The following is a 19,102-nucleotide window of genomic DNA, read 5'->3' as shown; positions in this document are numbered from 1 at the left end:
CAGGCGGGGCCTCTTCTGAGGCCCGCCAGGAGAAGTTAACTGGCCAGAAGACGGGCTTTTTCGGCCTGGATATCCTGCTGAATGCCGTCGCGGACATCCTGAGGGATTTTCAGCGCGTCACCCAGCGCAGAGAGGTAGCTGCGTTCCATGAAATGATCGACGTCAATGGCGGCGCAGCTGAGGAAATAGAGCTCCAGCGCCTCTTCCTCGTTCTTCACGTCAGCGGCCAGCCACTGCGGATCCAGCGGGCGATTCATCGCTTTCTGGATCAGCTTTTCCGCATCCTGACCGTAGCCGGACTGATGAATATTCTGCTCAATAGCGGCACGCTCCTGATCGTCGATGTGTCCGTCGCTTTTGGCGGCAAACACCAGCGCCGTGACCAGACGCTCAGCGCGCAGATCGACCGGTGTCTGCGACACGCCGAAGTCCGGTTCATTCTGATGCGCGTCGCTGACCCGCTGTTTGTATTTGTTCCACAGTACCGCACCCGCCGCCGCCCCGCCGCCGATAATCAGCGCCTGGCCGCCATATTTCGTCAGCAGTTTGCGGGAAGACTTACTGCTGATCAGCATTGCGGCCAGCCCCCCCAGCGCGCCTGGTGCCAGCATATCGCTCAGGCCTCCGCCCGATTTACCGTCACCGCCCTTCTTCGCCAGTACCGACTGAATCTGTTGCAACCAGTTGTTCATCATCCGCTCCTGTTCACGATGTCAGCCTGCTATCCTGGCGAAAGGGTTGTCAGGAAACGTCAGAGCGGGAAAAGTAAGGCAAATGGCGGCGTTGTATGGACGAAGGGTGAGAACGCAAACGTTTTCGTTTATACTTGCGCGCGAATTTTGACTGCTTAGGTGAATGTATGACAACTCTCGGAACGGCGCTGCGTCCGGCGGCAACACGTGTGATGCTTTTGGGTTCGGGTGAACTGGGTAAAGAGGTGGCGCTGGAGTGTCAGCGTCTGGGTGTGGAAGTGATTGCGGTCGATCGCTACCCGGATGCCCCGGCCATGCACGTGGCGCATCGCAGCCATGTGATCAACATGCTGGATGGTGCGGCCCTGGCTGCGTTAATCGCGCAGGAGAAACCTGACTTTGTGGTGCCGGAAATTGAGGCTATCGCCACGGATACCCTGGTTGAGCTGGAGCAGCAGGGCCAGCGCGTGGTCCCTACAGCCCGTGCCGCACGGCTGACCATGAACCGTGAAGGGATTCGTCGCCTCGCTGCGGAAGAGTTATCCCTGCCGACCTCACGCTATCGCTTTGCCGACAGTAAAGCGCGCTTTGACGAAGCCGCTGCAGAGATTGGCTTTCCGTGCATCGTAAAACCGGTCATGAGCTCCTCCGGCAAAGGCCAGAGCTTTATCCGTGACGCCAGCCAGCTTGACAGCGCCTGGGACTATGCGCAGCAGGGTGGCCGCGCCGGAGCCGGTCGCGTCATCGTAGAGGGCGTGGTTAACTTCGATTTTGAAATCACCCTGCTCACCATCAGTGCCGTTGACGGCATCCATTTCTGTGCGCCGATTGGTCATCGTCAGGAAGATGGCGACTACCGCGAATCCTGGCAGCCGCAGCAGATGAGTGATGTGGCGCTGCAGCGGGCCCAGGAGGTTGCCGCGCAGGTGGTCAAGGCGCTGGGTGGCTATGGTCTGTTCGGCGTCGAGCTGTTTGTCTGTGGCGATGAGGTGGTGTTCAGTGAAGTGTCACCGCGTCCCCATGATACCGGCATGGTCACGCTGATTTCGCAGGATCTGTCAGAGTTTGCGCTGCACGTGCGGGCATTCCTGGGTCTGCCGGTTGGCGCAATTCGTCAGTATGGTCCGTCCGCCTCGGCCGTTATCCTGCCGCAACTGACCAGCCAGAATGTGCAGTTCGTCAACGTCGAAGCGGCGCTGGGTGCCGGTCTGCAACTGCGCCTGTTCGGTAAGCCGGAGATCAGCGGTCAGCGTCGTTTAGGCGTGGCGCTGGCGAGCGGTGAGACGACGGATGAGGCCATTGCGCGTGCCGTTGCCAGCGCAGCAGCGGTGACGGTTCAGGGGTAACAGCGTGCGGTGAGCAGACGCTCACCGCTTCAGCTTACTTCGCGCCTTCAACGGCTTCACGCGCCAGGCGGGTGATGCGATCCCAGTCGCCCGCTTCCAGCGCATCATTCGGCACCAGCCAGGAACCGCCGATGCAGAGCACGCTTTTCAGCGCCAGATAGTCACGGTAGTTTGTCGGAGAGATGCCGCCAGTCGGGCAGAAACGGACCTGCGGGAAAGGCCCGCCAATGGCCTGCAGCGCTTTGACACCGCCATTCGCCTCGGCCGGGAAAAACTTAAATTCGCGCAGACCGTAGTCCATTCCGGTCATGAGTTCAGAGACGGTGCTGATACCCGGAATCAGGGGAACTGGCCCTTCCACCGCGGCCTTCAGCAGTGATTCCGTAATCCCCGGACTGATAACAAACTGCGCGCCGGCATCGGTCACCTGCTGAAGCTGCTGCGGATTGATGACGGTTCCTGCCCCCACAATCGCCTCCGGTACCTCTTTGATCATCGCACGCAACGCCTCCATCGCGACGGGCGTGCGCAGCGTCACTTCCAGCACCCGGACACCGCCCGCCACCAGCGCTTTTGCCATCGGCACGGCATGTTCCAGCTTATTCACGACGATGACCGGCACCACAGGCCCGGTGGTCAGAATCTGTTCAGCACTCATCTTCCAGTTTTTCATCAGTTCCCCTTGATTAATAACACCGGGATAGCAGCCCGGTCACGGAGCCTCGGCTCCTGCCCTGTAATGATGACACTACCATACATGATCGGCTTCCGGAGCGTCCATTACCCTGCTCTCATTTTGAAACAGCAGTTCAGTTTTATCTGCCTGCGCCAGTCGGATGACGGGCAAAAAAAAAGCCCGCGTTGCGGGCTTCTTCATCACTACCGTTACTCAAACTCGTTCCAGGAACGGCCATCGCGGGTGATCATCGCGACGGAGGCCACCGGACCCCAGGTGCCAGCCTGATACGGTTTGGATGAGTCACCATCCGCAGCCCAGGCGTTGATGATGGAGTCGACATAGGTCCATGCCGCTTCAACTTCATCGCGACGCACAAACAGCGCCTGAATCCCGCGCATGCTCTCCAGCAGCAGACGCTCATAAGCATCGGCCAGGTGCGACTGGTTAAACGTCTCAGAGTAGCTCAGATCCAGCTTGGTGGTCTGCAGCTTATGCTTGTGGTCGAGACCTGGCACTTTGTTCAGGATTTCGATATCCACCCCTTCGTCCGGCTGCAGACGAATGGTCAGCTTGTTCTGCGGCAGCTCTGAGTAAGAGTCTTTAAACAGGTTCATCTCAGGGTTTTTGAAATAGACCACGACTTCAGAACATTTGGTTGGCAGACGCTTACCGGTTCGCAGGTAGAACGGAACACCCGCCCAGCGCCAGTTGTCGATATCGACGCGAATCGCCACGAAAGTTTCGGTCGCGCTCGATTTGTTGGCGCCCTCTTCCTCCAGATAGCCCGGGACTTTTTTACCCTGTACAAAGCCGGAGGTGTACTGACCGCGCACGGTTTTCTCACGCACGTTGGTCTGATCGATGCGGCGCAGCGAGCGCAGCACTTTAACTTTCTCATCGCGGATGCTGTCTGCGCTGAGATCGGACGGCGGTGACATGGCGATCATGGTCAGGATCTGCAACAGATGGTTCTGGATCATGTCACGCATCTGGCCCGCTTTGTCGAAGTAACCCCAGCGCCCTTCGATACCCACCTCTTCGGCCACGGTGATCTGCACGTGGTCAATGGTGCGATTGTCCCAGTTGTTCACGAAGATGGAGTTCGCGAAGCGCAGCGCCAGCAGGTTAAGCACCGTCTCTTTGCCCAGATAGTGGTCAATACGGAACACCTGGCTCTCATCGAAGTATTCGCCAACGCTGTCGTTGATCTCCTGTGAGGTTTCCAGTGAGGTGCCGAGCGGCTTCTCCATCACAACACGCGCCGGTTTGGCGTTCAGTTTCGCCGTGCCCAGTCCCTGACAGATGGCACCAAAGGTGCTTGGCGGCATGGCGAAATAGTTGATGGTGGTGCGGTTTTTCTGATCGAGCATCTTGCCCAGTTTAGGGAAGTGCGTGGTGTCGTTGACATCGAGGTTGCAGAAGTCGAGACGGTTGCTGAGTTTATCCCACAGCGCTTCGTCAACTTTCTCCTTCATGAAGGTTTCCAGCGCTTCACGTACCACTTTGGTGTATTCCGCTTTGTCCCACTCAGCACGTCCGACACCAATAATGCGGGTTTCCTCATGGATCTGACCCGCTTTCTCTAACTGGTACAGTGAAGGCAACAGTTTACGGCGTGCAAGATCGCCTTTGGCACCGAAAATCACCAGATCGCATGCCTGGGCTGTTTGTGTTACCGCCATTTTCCTCTCCTCGTTGCAGGATAGTCCGGTGGTGATGCATCCTCTGCCACCGGGTCCAGGTTATTATTTTCTTTCCGCACAATGTACTTTTTTCCCTGCGCCAGGTAAACCGACTCGCCGGGCTAACCGCATTAACTCTGTACCGGATAAGCAAAACCGGTGTGATGACGCGTGCGGATTGTCGGTTTTTTCTGTATCCGGGGGTGTCAGTGAAATTTGCCCGGGGTCAAAGTATCCCAAAAAAAATGCAAATCGGCTTGTCCGTCACTGCGCCCGCCCCCCGCTGACGCGATATAGTCTCTGTTAATCAGCTCTGACGACAGGGATTTCTGAAATTGCTAAAAATGATAATGGTCATCGGCTTATGAACATGCTGGAAAAAATTGAGGTGCAGCTCGCTTCGCTGAGTAAAGCGGAACAGAAAGTCGCCCGGCAGATTCTGGCGGCGCCGCAGGCGGCGATGCACGCCAGCATTGCCACTCTGGCACGCGAAGCCTGCGTCAGTGAGCCTACGGTAAACCGCTTCTGCCACCGTTTAGGCGCACGCGGTTTTCCCGACTTTAAACTGCAGCTGGCGCAAAGCCTGGTACAGAGCAGCAACTGGGTGAGCCGGGGTGTGGAGGAGGATGACAGCGTGGAGAACTACAGCCACAAAATCTTTGACTCCGCGCTGGCAGGTCTGCAGCGGGTTCGGGATCAGCTGGAGAGTTCGCGGCTGCAGCAGGCGGTCACTCAGCTTGCGCAGGCCGATAAAGTCGCTTTCTTCGGTCTGGGCGCCTCCGCCGTGGTGGCCCATGACGCCTTTACCAAATTCCTGCGCTTTAATATTCCTGTCATCTGGTCTGACGATATTGTGATCCAGCGCATGAGTTGCATAAATAGTCGAGCCGGTGACGTTTTTGTTCTCATTTCACATACTGGGCGCACAAAAAATATGGTAGAACTGGCTCGCCTGGCCCGTGTAAACGGTTCCACCGTTATTGCCATCACCTCTCCCGATTCACCCCTTGCCGATGAAGCCGCCATCGCTTTAGTGCTTGATGTCCCGGAAGATACTGATGTTTATTTGCCGATGGTGTCGCGCCTGGCGCAGTTGACCGTGATCGATGTGTTAGCGACCGGCTTTACCCTTGAACGGGGTGCGCCGTTCCGCGAAAACCTGAAGCGCGTAAAAGAGGCGCTGAAAGCGTCGCGTTACGAAAAGCAGTCTCCAGGGAAAGAGGATGCACCGCAAAAAAATTAACATCACATTTACAATGTGAGTCGTATCACACGCTGTCGATCATATAGAATAGATAACCATGCTGTGTCCACTGATCCGGACACGCTTAAATGTTTACGGAGTCCCCGATGTCAAGACGTCTCAGAAGAACCAAAATCGTTACTACCCTCGGTCCGGCCACCGATCGCGACAATAATCTTGAAAAAATCATCGCGGCGGGCGCGAACGTTGTACGACTCAATTTCTCTCACGGCACGCCAGAAGATCATCAGCTTCGTGCGGATAAAGTGCGTGAGATTGCCGCTAAACTGGGCCGCCATGTTGCGATCCTTGGCGACCTCCAGGGACCAAAAATTCGTGTTTCGACCTTCAAAGAAGGCAAAGTTTTCCTGAATATCGGCGACCGCTTCCTGCTGGATGCCACCCTGGGTAAAGGCGAAGGCGACAAAGAGCGGGTGGGGATCGACTATAAAGGCCTGCCGGAAGATGTGGTGCCAGGCGATATCCTGCTGCTGGATGATGGCCGCGTGCAGCTCAAAGTGCTGGAAGTTCAGGGCATGAAAGTCTTTACCGAAGTCACCGTGGGTGGCCCGCTGTCGAACAATAAAGGCATCAACAAGCTGGGCGGCGGCCTGTCGGCGGAAGCCCTGACTGAAAAAGATAAGGCGGACATTATTACCGCCGCCAGAATCAAGGTCGATTATCTGGCCGTCTCCTTCCCACGCTGTGGCGAAGATATGAACCTGGCGCGTCGTCTGGCGCGTGAAGCGGGTTGTGATGCCCGTCTGGTCGCGAAGGTTGAGCGTGCTGAGGCGGTCGCCAGCCAGGAAGCGATGGATGACATCATTCTCGCCTCTGACGTGGTGATGGTAGCCCGTGGCGACCTGGGCGTCGAAATTGGCGACCCGGAACTGGTCGGCATTCAGAAGGCGTTGATTCGCCGCGCCCGCCAGCTTAACCGCACCATCATCACCGCGACACAGATGATGGAGTCGATGATCACCAATCCGATGCCGACCCGTGCCGAAGTCATGGACGTGGCCAACGCCGTACTGGATGGCACCGACGCCGTGATGCTCTCCGCGGAGACCGCCGCAGGCCAGTATCCGGCTGAAACCGTCTCGGCGATGGCGAAAGTCTGCCTGGGCGCGGAAAAGATCCCGAGCGTTAACGTCTCCAAACACCGTCTGGACGTGCAGTTCGATAACATCGAAGAAGCGATTGCGATGTCATCCATGTACGCCGCGAACCATCTGCAGGGCGTGACCGCGATCATCACCATGACCGAGTCGGGCCGTACGCCGCTGATGACCTCGCGCATCACCTCAGGCCTGCCGATTTTTGCCATGTCACGCCATGAGCGCACGCTGAACCTCACCGCGCTCTATCGCGGCGTCACCCCGGTCTACTTCGACAGCAACAACGACGGTGTGGCTGCGGCACACGATGCCGTCAATCTGCTGCGTGACAAAGGTTTCCTGGTATCCGGCGATCTGGTCATCGTGACGCAGGGTGATGTGATGGGTGCCACCGGCACGACCAATACCAGCCGCGTGCTGCGCGTGGATTAATTAAGCCCGGATTGACATTGTCAGTGTAGAATCAGTAACGCGACTGCCAGCCAGTCGCGTTTTCTTTTCTGACAAGGAGGCCAGATGGCCCGTTTTCACCCCATCAGCCAGCTGACCGGCCGGATTCTGCTTTTCCCTCTGGCATTAGTGCTGTTTGAGTTTGCCACCTATATTGCTCACGACATGATCCAGCCGGGCATGCTGATCGTCACCAGCGAATTTGCTGTCGGCCCGGAGTGGGTCTCCACCTCACTGACCGCCTACCTGATTGGCGGCGTGGTACTGCAATGGCTGCTTGGCCCGCTCTCTGATAAGTTTGGCCGCCGCCCGGTGATGCTCGCCGGCATCCTGTTTTTTGCCATCGCCTGTATCCTGACCAACTGGGTCAGCTCCATTGAGGAATTTGTCAGCCTGCGCTTTATTCAGGGCATCAGCCTCTGCTTTATTGGCGCAGTGGGTTATGCCGCGATTCAGGAAGCCTTTGATGAGGCGCTGGCGGTGCGCATGATGGCGCTGATGGCCAACGTGGCGCTGCTGGCTCCCCTGGCCGGCCCGCTGGCCGGTGCAGCCTGGCTGACCGTCGGCAGCTGGCGCAGCATGTTCTGGCTGTTTGCCGCCTGCAGCCTGGTGGCGTTTGCGGTGCTGTGGCGGGTCATGCCCGAAACCGCGGGCGACCGCAGTCACTCTGTCGCCCTGCCCAGCCTGGCGCGCAACTATGGCCGGCTGATGAAGGATCGGCTGGTGATGTCCGGCTCTTTTGCCATCGGCATGGTCTTTATCCCGATCCTCACCTGGGTTGCCCTCTCGCCGGTGATCCTGATGCATGACGAAGGCCTGTCGCGGATGCAGTATGCCCTGCTGCAGCTTCCGGTCTTTATGGCGATGATCGCCGGTAACCTGACGCTGAGTAAGCTGGCGGGACGCGTGCCGATTGAGCAGCCGGTTAAGTTTGCTGCCTGGCCGATTCTGATCGGTCTGAGCCTGGCGCTGGTGGCGAGCCTGCTGAACAGCCATGGCTATCTGCTGATTACGGCCGGTCTCAGCCTCTACGCTTTTGGTGCAGGCATGGTGAACGCCGGGCTCTATCGCCTGACGCTGTACGCCAGCAATGAGGGTAAAGGCAGCGTGGCAGCGATGCTGGGGATGATCAGTATTCTGACGCTGGCGGTGGGGATTGAACTGGCGAAGAGTGGCTACTTCAGCGGTGGCACACTCTGGTTCTGCCTGATCAACTTTATCAGTGGCTTACTGTGGTTTGGTCTGGTGATCCTGTTTATGCGCGAGAGAAAGCGTCGCAGCAAACTGGAAGCGTTATAAAAAAAGGCCGCTTGCGCGGCCTTCAGACTATTTGCGTGGATAGAGCTCTTTGCGCGAGTAGGGTTCGATGTCACCCTCTTTGCGGGTCTTCAGCAGCTTGAGGATCCACGTGTACTGCTCGGGATGCGGGCGGACAAAAATTTCCACCTCTTCATTCATCCGGCGAGCCAGCTGATGATCATCCGCTTCCAGCAGATCATCCATCGGCGGACGCACATAGATTTCAAGAATATGCCGCTCACTGTTATAGACCGGGAACAGCGGCACCACGCGGGCGCGACACACTTTCATCAGCCGCCCGACTGCGGGCAGCGTTGCTTTGTAGGTCGCGAAGAAGTCAACAAACTCGCTGTGCTCGGCGCCATGGTCCTGATCGGGCAGATAGTAGCCCCAGTAGCCCTGGCGCACCGAACTGATAAACGGCTTAATGCCATCATTTCGGGCATGCATCCGGCCACCGAAACGACGACGCGCGCTGTTCCAGGCATAATCGAGCAGCGGATCGCTCTGATTATGGAACATCGCCGCCATCTTCTGCCCTTCTGACGCCAGCAGCATGGCCGGAATATCCACCGCCCAGCCGTGGGGTACCAGAAAAATCACATTCTCCTGCGCGGCTTTCATCTGGTCGATAATTTCACGACCATGCCATTCGACACGCTGACGAATGCGGGCCGGATCGCGCAGCACCAGCTCGGTCATCATCGTCATCGCCTGCGGTGCAGTCGCAAACATTTCGTCCACCAGCGTGGCGCGTTGCGCTTCGCTGAGTTCCGGCAGGCAGTAATAGAGGTTAATCAGCGCACGACGACGCGCCCCCTTTGCCAGCTTACCGGCGAACCGGCCTAAGCGGCTTAACAGCGGATCGCGCACTTTGGGCGGTAAATAAGCCAGGCCGGCCAGTGCGCCAATCGCCAGCCAGCTGCCCCAGTATTTCGGTTTGAGAAAAGATCGTTCAAAAACGGGAATGAATTCAGTGTTATTTTTTTTACGGGTTTCCATGCACTCGCCTCAAGCAATGACCGGATAATGATAGTGGCGGCAAACAAATTTGCAATCATCACGGTCCGCATAACAAAAAACCGACGGGGAAACCGTCGGTTTTTGCGCGACCTGATGAAAATCGCTTACTTAAGGCCCAGCTGCGGCAGCCAGGATTTCACCTGCGCCAGGTACTCGCTGCGCTCTTTACCGGTCAGGCCTTCCATGCGTGGCAGTTTCGCCGTTAATGGATTGACCGCCTGATTATTGATCCAGATTTCAAAATGCAGGTGCGGCCCGGTAGAACGTCCGGTGTTACCGGACAAGCCGATACGGTCGCCGCGCTTCACTTTCTGACCCGGCTTCACCAGCACTTTCTTCATGTGCATATAGCGCGTCATATACTGACGGCCATGACGAATGGCAACATAGTTACCGGCGGCACCGCCATTTTTCGCCACGACGATCTCACCATCCCCGACAGCCAGTACCGGCGTGCCGATCGGCAGTGCAAAGTCGACGCCCTTGTGCGGCGCAATACGCCCCGTCACAGGGTTAAGACGGCGCGGATTAAAGTTGGAGGAGACACGATACTGCTTAACCGTCGGGAAGCGCATAAAGCCGCGCGCCAGGCCGGAGCCGCTGCGATCGTAGAACTTGCCATCTTCGGCACGGAACGCGTAATAGTCTTTGCCCCCGCTGCGCAGGCGCACGCCCAGCAACTGGCTCTGTGCACTTTTACCGTCCAGCATTTCGCGCGACATGAGAACACTGAACTGATCACCGGCACGCAGCTTGCGGAAGTCCATCTGCCACTGCATCGCTTTGATGACGGCGCTTGCTTCAGCGCCGCTCAGTCCGGCCCGCATGGCACTGGCAGCAAAACTGCCACGCACTTCGCCCTGCATGACACTGTTGCGCCATTCGCCCTTCTGCATCTCTGCTTCCATCTTAAAGCCACCCTTCGGGGTGCGCTCATAGGTGCGGGTTTCACGACGGGAGATTTCCCAGCTCAGGGTTTTCAGACCGCCATCATCATCCAGCGTCCAGCTCAGCTGCTGACCCACCTGCAGATTTCGCAGGTCGCGGTCGCTCACCACCAGCGCATTGATGTCAGCGATATCGATGCCATACTGATTCAGGGCGCTGCTCAGCGTATCGCCGGAAGAGACGGTGTAGTCATGCACGCCTGCCGTATCCGGCACGTCGGTGTCGACATCGTCTGCAGGCAGCTCTTCGTCCGGTTCCGGTGTGCTCTGATCGATAGGCTCACTGGCTTCTGGCAGCAGCGTACGAAGTTCACTTTTGTCCAGCTCGATCGTTTTGACGATAGGCGTCACGTCATCGGTGGGATGGTAAACATAAGGCCGCCAGACAGCGACGGCCAGAGTGACTACAGTTAAAGAACCCAGCATTACGCGGTGGGGGCGCGGCAAATTATTAAATGCGAGGGCGACAGAGCGGGCTATCTGCTGCACTTTTACCTATTCCTCATGCTCCTTTCAGGCAGCTTTCATACTGGCCCGACAGCTGTGAGAGGAATTTCACATAGCTGTCTTTTGCCAGACTGATGTCTGTCCCCAGCGGGTCGAGCGTGCCTTTATGCACCTGCGTTCCACGGGCAACAGCATCGATGACTGCTGGCCTGAATTGTGGCTCAGCAAAGACGCAGACCGCCTTTTGCTCAACCAACTGTGTTCGTATCTGGTGTAAACGCTGTGCGCCCGGCTGAATTTCAGGATTCACGGTAAAATGCCCGGCAGGCGAGAGACCGTAGTGCTTTTCAAAGTACGTGTAAGCGTCGTGAAAAACGAAATATCCTTTATTTCTGACCGGAGCAAGTTGTGCGCTAACGCGTTTGTCCGTGTCTGCCAACGCTACCTCAAACTGCTGGAGGTTGGCGTCAAGTTTGGCTTTATCTTGCGGCATAAGTTCCAATAATTTTCCATGGATTGCAACCGCGGTCTTGCGCGCGATCTCTGGCGACAACCACAGGTGCATATTAAACTCACCGTGATGATGGTGATGGGCATCGGCATCCTGTTCTTCAGAATTTTCCGCTGCGTGTTCATCTTCATCTTCACCGCCGCTAATCAATAACGGTTTTACGCCGTCGATGTCGACCATAGCGAGATTTTTTTTGGCCGGAAGTTCAGATGCAGACTTCGCCATAAACGCTTCCATTTCAGGGCCAACCCAGACGACTAAGTCCGCGTTTTTTAAGCGTTTTGCATCAGAGGGGCGCAGGGCATAATCGTGTTCAGAGGCACCATCTGGCAGCAGGACATCAACCGGGGTAACACCATCGGCAATGGCTGCGGCGATAAAACCGACCGGTTTTAATGAGGCGACGACGTTTGCCTCTGCAGGAAGGGTTAACGAAGCTGAAACAGCGAGGGCCGATAAGGCGAAAATTGCGCCTTTTTTATTATGTAACATATTGCGTCATTCCATCGTGACCATGAAGTGGAATGTGATATTATAACATTCGAAATTCTGTGCAACCTGTAAATACTATGACCTCACTTGTCACACTTGATAACGTTTCGATAAAATTTAACCAGCGCAACGTCTTATCGGGCGTCAGCCTGGCGTTGCAGCCTGGCCGTATTCTCACCCTGCTCGGGCCTAACGGCGCCGGTAAGTCTACACTCGTCCGTGTGGTGCTGGGTTTGCTCACCCCCACCAGCGGGACGGTTCAGCGCCATGCCGATCTGCGTATTGGCTATGTGCCACAGAAACTGCATATCGATCCAACGCTGCCGGTGACCGTCGAACGCTTTATGCGTCTGACCCGCGGCAGTAAACAGGCGGAGATCCTCCCCGCCCTGAAACGCGTGCAGGCGGGCCACTTACTCAACGCGCCGCTGCAAAAACTTTCGGGCGGCGAAACGCAGCGTGTACTGCTGGCCCGCGCCCTGCTCAACCAGCCTCAGCTGCTGGTGCTGGACGAGCCGACGCAGGGGGTGGATGTCAACGGTCAGGTCGCCCTCTATGATCTGATCAATCAGCTGCGCGTTGAACTGAACTGCGGCGTGATGATGGTCTCTCACGACCTTCACCTGGTGATGGCCAAAACCGATGAAGTGCTCTGCCTGAATCACCACATCTGTTGTTCCGGTACCCCCGAAGCGGTGTCACAGCATCCTGAATTTATCGCCATGTTTGGTCCGCGCGGTGCGCAGGAGCTGGCGATCTACCGTCACCATCATAATCACCGTCACGACCTTCAGGGACGTATCGTTTTACGCAAAGGACAGAGTTCATCATGATTGAGTTGTTATTACCGGGCTGGATAGGCGGCGTGATGTTAGCGCTGGCTGCCGGCCCGCTGGGTTCGTTTGTCGTCTGGCGCAAGATGTCCTACTTCGGTGACACTCTGGCACACGCCTCCCTGCTCGGCGTGGCGTTTGGCCTGCTGTTTAACGTTAATCCTTACTATGCGGTCATTCTGGTGACGGTCTGCCTGGCGCTGGGTCTGGTCTGGCTGGAACGGCGCCCCCATCTGGCAATCGACACGCTGCTGGGGATCATGGCGCACAGCGCGCTGTCACTGGGTCTGGTGGTCGTCAGCCTGATGAAGAATGTGCGCGTCGATCTGATGGCCTATCTGTTCGGCGATCTGCTGGCGGTGACGCCAGACGATCTCTGGATGATGGGCGGTGGCGTGGTGGTCGTGCTGCTGGTGATGGCATGGCAGTGGCGTTCGCTGCTGTCGATGACCATCAGCCCGGAGCTGGCGCAGGTGGATGGCGTCAATATTCAGCGCACCCGGCTGATCCTGATGCTGATCACCGCACTGACCATCGGCGTCGCGATGAAGTTCGTGGGTGCGCTGATTATCACGTCGCTGCTGATCATACCGGCGGCGACCGCCCGGCGTTTTGTTCGTTCGCCGGAAGGCATGGCAGCCGTCGCGGTGGTGATCGGGGTCATCGCTGTAACCGGCGGGCTGACCTTCTCCGCGTTCTATGATACGCCAGCCGGCCCGTCAGTGGTGCTGTGCGCCGCCATCCTGTTTATCTTCAGCATGGTGCGCAAGCCCGCCGTTTAATCTTCGCGCGTAATGCCGAAGTGACGATAAGCATGCTGCGTGGCGAGACGGCCACGCGGTGTGCGCTGAATGAAGCCCTGCTGAATCAGGAAGGGTTCAATCACATCTTCGATGGTTTCGCGTTCTTCACCGATGGCGGCCGCCAGGTTGTCCAGTCCGACCGGCCCACCCATAAACTTATCGATAATGGCCAGCAGCAGTTTGCGGTCCATATAGTCAAAGCCTTCACTGTCCACATTGAGCATATCAAGCGCACTGCAGGAGACTTCACCGCTCATCTCACCGTTGGCCCGGACTTCGGCGAAGTCACGAACCCGGCGCAGCAGACGGTTGGCGATACGCGGCGTGCCGCGGGCGCGGCGGGCGATCTCTAACGCACCGTCGTCACTCAGCGCCAGACCGAGACAGGCGGCGCTGCGGCCCACGATGTGCTGCAGATCCTTAACCTGATAGAACTCCAGCCGCTGCACAATGCCAAAGCGGTCGCGCAGTGGCGAGGTCAGTGAGCCGGCACGGGTGGTGGCACCAATCAGGGTAAACGGCGGCAGGTCGAGCTTAATCGAACGGGCTGCCGGGCCTTCACCAATCATGATATCCAGCTGATAATCTTCCATCGCCGGATAGAGCACCTCTTCCACGACCGGCGAGAGGCGGTGGATTTCATCAATGAACAGCACGTCGTGCGGCTCAAGGTTGGTCAGCATCGCCGCCAGATCCCCGGCTTTTTCCAGTACCGGGCCCGAGGTGGTGCGCAGGTTAACACCCATCTCATTAGCGACGATGTTCGCCAGGGTGGTTTTACCCAGCCCCGGCGGACCGAAGATCAGCAGATGATCAAGCGCATCACCGCGCAGCTGCGCGGCCTTGATGAAAATCTCCATCTGCTCACGCACCTGTGGCTGTCCGACATACTCATTCAGCAGCTTTGGCCGGATGGCGCGATCGATAATCTCTTCTTCGTTAACGCTGGCAGCGGAGACCAGACGGTCGGCTTCTATCATCACTTACCTCAAATGGCGGCGCGTAGCGCTTCGCGGATCAGGGTTTCACAATCCGCATCCGGTCGACCGACTTTACTGATCATACGGCTCGCTTCCTGCGGTTTATAACCCAGTGATACCAGCGCTGCAACCGCTTCCGCTTCCGCATCGTTGGTTTCCGCTTCCGGCCCTGGCGTGGTGAGTGTAAAGGCTGAATCACCGCCAAACAGGTCGCCGTGCATCCCTTTAAAGCGGTCCTTCATCTCCACCACCAGACGCTCGGCGGTCTTTTTACCCACGCCGGGCAGTTTCACCAGCGACGCGATCTCCTCTTTTTCCACCGCGGTCACAAACTGCTGCGCCGACATGCCGGAGAGGATCGCCAGCGCCAGTTTTGGCCCGACGCCATTCACTTTGATCAGTTCACGGAACAGCGTGCGCTCCTGCTTACTGTTAAAACCAAACAGCAGCTGGGCATCTTCGCGCACCACAAAGTGGGTAAAAATCACCGCTTCGTGCTGAAGTTCAGGCAGCTCATAAAAACAGGTCATAGGCATGTAAATTTCATAGCCGACGCCGTGTGCCTCAAGCAGCACCAGTGGCGGCTGCTTTTCCAGAATGTTGCCCCGTAAACGACCTATCACCTGAATGCTTCCTTAACTTACGAATGTGGCGGATTTTATAACATAAAAAAGGCTGGATGAATATCCAGCCTGAGAGTGAGACGGTGCCGCGGCCGTTAACCGGATCGCAATCGTCCTCGCGTGAGTACCAGCTTGCTGTCACTCATCCGCGTCGCATTCTGTGCCACGTGACAGTGCGTAATCGCAATGGCCAGGGCATCAGCGGCATCCGCCTGCGGGTTTGCCGGTAACTTCAGCAGGGTCCGCACCATGTGCTGCACCTGGCTTTTCTCGGCGCTGCCGATGCCAACCACCGTCTGCTTAACCTGACGGGCGGCATATTCAAACACCGGCAGGTCGTGGTTGACCGCAGCAACAATCGCCGCACCGCGAGCCTGACCCAGCTTCAGCGCCGAGTCAGCATTCTTTGCCATAAACACCTGTTCAATGGCGAAGTAGTCGGGTGCGAACTGGGTGATGATTTCGCAGACGCCCGCATAAATCAGCTTCAGGCGGGCGGGAAGCTCGGCGGTGTTGGTGCGGATACAGCCGCTGCCCAGGTAGGTGAGCTGGCGGCCAGTCTGACGAATAACCCCATAACCGGTGATGCGTGAGCCGGGATCGATACCCAGGATAATCGACATTACGCCTCTCCGGTTGAAGCGGTGATGGCCAACGCCATTACAGCGTTTCCGCCACCTCGTCGGAGATTTCACCGTTGTGATAAACCTCCTGCACATCGTCGCAGTCTTCCAGCATGTCGATCAGACGCAGCAGTTTCGGCGCGGTTTCCGCATCCATTTCCGCTTTGGTGGTCGGGATCATCGACACTTCTGCGGTATCCGCTTTCAGGCCGACGGCTTCCAGTGCATCACGCACGCTGCCCATCTCTTCCCATGCGGTGAAGACATCAATCGCGCCATCGTCGTAGCTGACCACATCTTCAGCACCCGCTTCCAGCGCCGCTTCCATGACCGCATCTTCATCCTGGCCTGGCGCATAGGAGATGACGCCTTTTTTGTTAAACAGGTAGGCCACGGAGCCGTCAGTTCCCAGGTTGCCGCCGGTTTTGGTGAAGGCGTGACGCACTTCGCCAACTGTACGGTTGCGGTTGTCACTGAGGCATTCAATCATAATGGCGGAGCCACCCGGACCGTAACCTTCATAGATGATGGTTTCCATGTTGGCGTTGTCATCGCCGCCCACACCGCGCGCGATGGCGCGATCCATGGTGTCACGCGTCATGTTGTTAGACAGTGCTTTATCCATCGCCGCACGCAGACGGGGGTTAGATCCCGGATCGCCGCCGCCCAGCTTGGCTGCCGTCACCAGTTCACGAATGATTTTGGTGAAGATTTTGCCGCGCTTCGCGTCCTGCGCCGCCTTACGGTGTTTGGTGTTAGCCCACTTACTGTGTCCTGCCATTTTCTCTTCTCTCCGATCTTTTACAGGGTGCGGGCGATCTGGCTGCGATCCTGTCCTCCGGCGTAGCTCAGACAGGTCGTAACCTGTCAGCCCGTGACGGGCGAGCCTGCGCGTCATCCTCGCGGTCAACCTGACGCGGGTGCCCTCTTGCTGGCGGGGAACATTGTCGCGGCGGCGATGACGCCCGACTGTTTAATAGTGTGGTGTCGTTGTGTTAACACTCACCCGATTCAACTTATCATCTCTCCGTCGCCGGAATAGCGTGCGGCGACAGGTTTTCAGGCGAACTCTTCGATTGCCTGGCGGTTACTCCATGAACGGGTCAATGCTGCCGCCTCCGCCGCTGCCAGCCAGCGAAAGGCCAGATGTTCGGTCAGCCTCACATCGCGCTCCGCTGGCAGTTGCAGGCGAAACCAGTGCTCGTGATTATGGGTGACATCCGGTGCATAGCGATGGCGGAAATGGGGAAAGATTTCAAAGTCGATTTGACGCTGACAATCTTCCATCTCCAGACGCTCAGCCAGCACATCAATACCGACCTCTTCATTCACTTCGCGACAGGCGGTCGCCAGCGGAGACTCACCCGGCTCCAGGCTGCCGGTGACCGACTGCCAGAACGCGGGATCGTCACGCCGCTGCAGCATCAACACCCGGCCAGTATCACGCGCCGAAATCACTACCAGCACTGAAACCGGGTGTTTATAGCCCATTATTTATTCTCAGGCTTTTCTTTTTTAACCACCTGAATGCCCAGCTCCAGCAGGGAAGCCGGGTTCGCTTCGCTTGGCGCTTCGGTCATCATACAGGCGGCTGCCGTGGTTTTAGGGAAGGCGATCACGTCACGGATGTTGTCGGTGCCGGTCAGCAGCATGGTCAGGCGGTCCAGACCAAATGCTAGGCCTGCATGCGGCGGCGTACCGAACTTCAGCGCGTCCAGCAGGAAGCCAAACTTCTCACGCTGCTCATGCTCTTCAATACCCAGAATGCTGAACACCGTCTGCTGCATGTTGCCGTTGTGGATACGCACAGAACCGCCGCCCACTTCGTAACCGTTGATCACCATGTCGTAGGCGTTCGCCACGGCACGGGTCGGATCGGTCGCCAGCTCTTCGGCGCTCATCTCTTTTGGCGCCGTGAACGGATGGTGCATCGCGGCCAGACCGCCCTCTTCGTCCTCTTCGAACATCGGGAAGTCAATCACCCACAGCGGTGCCCAGGCGTTCTCGTCGGTGAGGTTCAGCTCGCGACCGACTTTCAGGCGCAGGGCACCCAGTGCGTCAGCCACTACTTTAGCGCGGTCAGCACCAAAGAAGATGATGTCGCCATCCTGCGCGCCGGTACGGCTCAGGATGCCCTCAACGATCTCCGCAGTCAGGAATTTGGCAACCGGGCTCTGCACGCCCTCCAGTCCATCGGCACGGACATTGACCTTCATCCACGCCAGGCCTTTCGCGCCGTATATTTCGACAAACTTGCCATACTCATCAATCTGCTTACGGCTCAGCTGTGCACCGGTCGGCACGCGCAGCGCGGCGACGCGGCCTTTTTCATCGTTGGCCGGGCCAGAGAAGACCTGGAATTCGACGTTTTTCAGCAGGTCGCCTACGTCCACCAGCTCCATCGGGTTACGGAGGTCCGGCTTGTCGGAGCCGTAGCGGTGCATCGCTTCCGCAAAGGTCATCTGCGGGAACTCACCGAGATCCACACCCTTGACGTCCAGCCACAGGTTGCGAATCAGACGCTCCATGGTTTCCCGCACCTGTGGCGCGGTCATGAATGAGGTTTCAACATCGATCTGGGTAAATTCAGGCTGACGATCGGCACGTAAATCTTCATCGCGGAAGCATTTCACGATCTGATAGTAGCGGTCAAAACCGGACATCATCAGCAGCTGTTTGAACAGCTGAGGTGACTGCGGCAGTGCATAGAATTTCCCTTTGTGAACCCGGCTTGGCACCAGATAGTCACGCGCACCTTCCGGTGTCGCTTTGGTCAGCATCGGGGTTTCAATATCCAGGAAGCCTTCGTCATCCATAAAGCGACGCACAAAGCTGGTGATGCGGGCGCGGGTTTTCAGACGAGCCACCATCTCCGGGCGACGCAGATCCAGATAGCGATACTTCAGACGTGCTTCTTCGCTGTTGGTCTGATTAGAGTCCAGCGGCAGGGGTTCAGAGCGGTTGATGATGGTCAGTTCCTGGGCGAACACTTCCACTTCACCGGTCGCCATGTCGCTGTTTTTGTTCTTCTCATCACGCGCACGCACGGTACCGGTAATCTGGATGCAGAATTCGTTACGCAGTTCAGAAGCCAGCTTAAACGCGTCCTGACGATCGGGATCGAAGAACACCTGTACGATGCCTTCACGGTCGCGCATGTCGATAAAAATCAGACTGCCCAGATCGCGACGGCGGTTTACCCAGCCGCAAAGCGTGACTTGCTGACCCACATGAGACAGATTGAGCTGTCCGCAATATTCTGTACGCATAACACTATCCTTTTAACTTCGCCGCTGCAGCTGACAGCATCC

18 protein-coding genes are annotated in these 19,102 nt (G+C 57.4%); 6 read left to right on the top strand and 12 right to left on the bottom strand.

Features of this window, described 5'->3' with window-relative positions; translation table 11 throughout:
- Positions 1 to 35 precede the first annotated feature (35 nt).
- Positions 36 to 692, bottom strand: a complete 657-nt coding sequence (locus OXR04_RS02630; protein ID WP_267369546.1) for a DUF533 domain-containing protein — start codon at positions 690 to 692, stop codon at positions 36 to 38.
- Positions 693 to 859: 167 nt separating this feature from the next.
- Between OXR04_RS02630 and purT the strand changes: the two genes are divergently transcribed.
- Entirely contained in the window at positions 860 to 2,038 is a 1,179-nt protein-coding gene (gene purT / locus OXR04_RS02625) for a formate-dependent phosphoribosylglycinamide formyltransferase (protein ID WP_154928258.1), read from the top strand.
- 34 nt (positions 2,039 to 2,072) lie between these two features.
- Here the strand turns inward: purT and OXR04_RS02620 are convergent, their stop codons facing one another.
- A complete protein-coding gene (locus OXR04_RS02620; RefSeq protein ID WP_150029857.1) occupies positions 2,073 to 2,711 on the bottom strand; it encodes a bifunctional 4-hydroxy-2-oxoglutarate aldolase/2-dehydro-3-deoxy-phosphogluconate aldolase in 639 nt (212 codons plus the stop codon).
- A 212-nt stretch (positions 2,712 to 2,923) separates the two neighbouring features.
- Positions 2,924 to 4,399, bottom strand: a complete 1,476-nt coding sequence (gene zwf / locus OXR04_RS02615) for a glucose-6-phosphate dehydrogenase (protein WP_009089746.1) — start codon at positions 4,397 to 4,399, stop codon at positions 2,924 to 2,926.
- A gap of 364 nt (positions 4,400 to 4,763) precedes the next feature.
- On the opposite strand from zwf, the gene OXR04_RS02610 reads away from it, so the two are divergent.
- The 3 genes from OXR04_RS02610 (at position 4,764) to OXR04_RS02600 (ending at position 8,509) form a co-directional block, all read left to right on the top strand.
- Positions 4,764 to 5,642, top strand: a complete 879-nt coding sequence (locus tag OXR04_RS02610) for a MurR/RpiR family transcriptional regulator (RefSeq protein ID WP_267369184.1) — start codon at positions 4,764 to 4,766, stop codon at positions 5,640 to 5,642.
- A 107-nt stretch (positions 5,643 to 5,749) separates the two neighbouring features.
- A complete protein-coding gene (gene pyk / locus OXR04_RS02605; RefSeq protein ID WP_009089741.1) occupies positions 5,750 to 7,192 on the top strand; it encodes a pyruvate kinase in 1,443 nt (480 codons plus the stop codon).
- An 84-nt stretch (positions 7,193 to 7,276) separates the two neighbouring features.
- Positions 7,277 to 8,509: an MFS transporter gene (locus OXR04_RS02600; protein WP_267369183.1), complete on the top strand. Its 1,233-nt coding sequence runs from the start codon at positions 7,277 to 7,279 to the stop codon at positions 8,507 to 8,509.
- Positions 8,510 to 8,536: 27 nt separating this feature from the next.
- Here OXR04_RS02600 and lpxM read toward each other — a convergent pair whose 3' ends face one another.
- The 3 genes from lpxM to znuA all read right to left on the bottom strand — a co-directional run bounded on the left by lpxM (position 8,537) and on the right by znuA (position 11,929).
- Complete coding sequence (gene lpxM / locus OXR04_RS02595) at positions 8,537 to 9,511, bottom strand: lauroyl-Kdo(2)-lipid IV(A) myristoyltransferase (RefSeq protein ID WP_267369182.1); 975 nt, start codon at positions 9,509 to 9,511, stop codon at positions 8,537 to 8,539.
- 125 nt (positions 9,512 to 9,636) lie between these two features.
- Positions 9,637 to 10,968, bottom strand: a complete 1,332-nt coding sequence (gene mepM / locus OXR04_RS02590) for a murein DD-endopeptidase MepM (protein ID WP_046101985.1) — start codon at positions 10,966 to 10,968, stop codon at positions 9,637 to 9,639.
- 13 nt (positions 10,969 to 10,981) lie between these two features.
- Complete coding sequence (znuA, locus tag OXR04_RS02585) at positions 10,982 to 11,929, bottom strand: zinc ABC transporter substrate-binding protein ZnuA (RefSeq protein WP_111207756.1); 948 nt, start codon at positions 11,927 to 11,929, stop codon at positions 10,982 to 10,984.
- 77 nt (positions 11,930 to 12,006) lie between these two features.
- Here znuA and znuC point away from each other — a divergent pair, with 77 nt between their 5' ends.
- Positions 12,007 to 12,762, top strand: a complete 756-nt coding sequence (gene znuC / locus OXR04_RS02580) for a zinc ABC transporter ATP-binding protein ZnuC (RefSeq protein ID WP_267369181.1) — start codon at positions 12,007 to 12,009, stop codon at positions 12,760 to 12,762.
- Positions 12,759 to 13,544, top strand: coding sequence for a zinc ABC transporter permease subunit ZnuB (gene znuB / locus OXR04_RS02575; protein ID WP_009089730.1), 786 nt, complete (start codon positions 12,759 to 12,761; stop codon positions 13,542 to 13,544). Before znuC ends, znuB begins: the two co-directional genes overlap by 4 nt.
- Here znuB and ruvB read toward each other — a convergent pair.
- The 6 genes from ruvB to aspS form a co-directional block, all read right to left on the bottom strand.
- Positions 13,541 to 14,545: a Holliday junction branch migration DNA helicase RuvB gene (gene ruvB / locus OXR04_RS02570; RefSeq protein WP_009089728.1), complete on the bottom strand. Its 1,005-nt coding sequence runs from the start codon at positions 14,543 to 14,545 to the stop codon at positions 13,541 to 13,543. The genes znuB and ruvB overlap by 4 nt on opposite strands.
- An 8-nt stretch (positions 14,546 to 14,553) precedes the next feature.
- Positions 14,554 to 15,168: a Holliday junction branch migration protein RuvA gene (ruvA, locus tag OXR04_RS02565; protein ID WP_046101988.1), complete on the bottom strand. Its 615-nt coding sequence runs from the start codon at positions 15,166 to 15,168 to the stop codon at positions 14,554 to 14,556.
- A 95-nt stretch (positions 15,169 to 15,263) separates the two neighbouring features.
- Positions 15,264 to 15,791, bottom strand: coding sequence for a crossover junction endodeoxyribonuclease RuvC (gene ruvC / locus OXR04_RS02560; RefSeq protein ID WP_009089725.1), 528 nt, complete (start codon positions 15,789 to 15,791; stop codon positions 15,264 to 15,266).
- 37 nt (positions 15,792 to 15,828) lie between these two features.
- Positions 15,829 to 16,572 (bottom strand): YebC/PmpR family DNA-binding transcriptional regulator, encoded by a 744-nt coding sequence (locus OXR04_RS02555; RefSeq protein WP_009089723.1) that lies wholly within the window; start codon positions 16,570 to 16,572, stop codon positions 15,829 to 15,831.
- Positions 16,573 to 16,850: 278 nt separating this feature from the next.
- Positions 16,851 to 17,282 (bottom strand): dihydroneopterin triphosphate diphosphatase, encoded by a 432-nt coding sequence (gene nudB, locus OXR04_RS02550; RefSeq protein ID WP_111207755.1) that lies wholly within the window; start codon positions 17,280 to 17,282, stop codon positions 16,851 to 16,853.
- Positions 17,282 to 19,060 (bottom strand): aspartate--tRNA ligase, encoded by a 1,779-nt coding sequence (aspS, locus tag OXR04_RS02545; RefSeq protein WP_267369180.1) that lies wholly within the window; start codon positions 19,058 to 19,060, stop codon positions 17,282 to 17,284. Before aspS ends, nudB begins: the two co-directional genes overlap by 1 nt.
- Between the last annotated feature and the right edge of the window lie 42 nt (positions 19,061 to 19,102).

Source organism: Pantoea sp. GM_Pan_3, from assembly GCF_026541045.1.
GTDB lineage: Bacteria > Pseudomonadota > Gammaproteobacteria > Enterobacterales > Enterobacteriaceae > Pantoea > Pantoea anthophila.
This window is presented reverse-complemented; position numbering and strand designations above follow the sequence as displayed.

What these genes read in the sequence shown, in the direction of transcription:
- OXR04_RS02600 (WP_267369183.1), top strand. Translation starts at nt 7,277, where the DNA reads ATGGCCCGTTTTCACCCCATCAGCCAGCTGACCGGCCGGATTCTGCTT.
- ruvB (WP_009089728.1), bottom strand. Translation starts at nt 14,545, where the DNA reads ATGATAGAAGCCGACCGTCTGGTCTCCGCTGCCAGCGTTAACGAAGAA.
- OXR04_RS02610 (WP_267369184.1), top strand. Translation starts at nt 4,764, where the DNA reads ATGAACATGCTGGAAAAAATTGAGGTGCAGCTCGCTTCGCTGAGTAAA.
- nudB (WP_111207755.1), bottom strand. Translation starts at nt 17,282, where the DNA reads ATGGGCTATAAACACCCGGTTTCAGTGCTGGTAGTGATTTCGGCGCGT.
- znuA (WP_111207756.1), bottom strand. Translation starts at nt 11,929, where the DNA reads ATGTTACATAATAAAAAAGGCGCAATTTTCGCCTTATCGGCCCTCGCT.
- ruvC (WP_009089725.1), bottom strand. Translation starts at nt 15,791, where the DNA reads ATGTCGATTATCCTGGGTATCGATCCCGGCTCACGCATCACCGGTTAT.
- aspS (WP_267369180.1), bottom strand. Translation starts at nt 19,060, where the DNA reads ATGCGTACAGAATATTGCGGACAGCTCAATCTGTCTCATGTGGGTCAG.
- znuC (WP_267369181.1), top strand. Translation starts at nt 12,007, where the DNA reads ATGACCTCACTTGTCACACTTGATAACGTTTCGATAAAATTTAACCAG.
- OXR04_RS02555 (WP_009089723.1), bottom strand. Translation starts at nt 16,572, where the DNA reads ATGGCAGGACACAGTAAGTGGGCTAACACCAAACACCGTAAGGCGGCG.
- purT (WP_154928258.1), top strand. Translation starts at nt 860, where the DNA reads ATGACAACTCTCGGAACGGCGCTGCGTCCGGCGGCAACACGTGTGATG.
- znuB (WP_009089730.1), top strand. Translation starts at nt 12,759, where the DNA reads ATGATTGAGTTGTTATTACCGGGCTGGATAGGCGGCGTGATGTTAGCG.
- lpxM (WP_267369182.1), bottom strand. Translation starts at nt 9,511, where the DNA reads ATGGAAACCCGTAAAAAAAATAACACTGAATTCATTCCCGTTTTTGAA.
- pyk (WP_009089741.1), top strand. Translation starts at nt 5,750, where the DNA reads ATGTCAAGACGTCTCAGAAGAACCAAAATCGTTACTACCCTCGGTCCG.
- OXR04_RS02620 (WP_150029857.1), bottom strand. Translation starts at nt 2,711, where the DNA reads ATGAAAAACTGGAAGATGAGTGCTGAACAGATTCTGACCACCGGGCCT.
- OXR04_RS02630 (WP_267369546.1), bottom strand. Translation starts at nt 692, where the DNA reads ATGAACAACTGGTTGCAACAGATTCAGTCGGTACTGGCGAAGAAGGGC.
- zwf (WP_009089746.1), bottom strand. Translation starts at nt 4,399, where the DNA reads ATGGCGGTAACACAAACAGCCCAGGCATGCGATCTGGTGATTTTCGGT.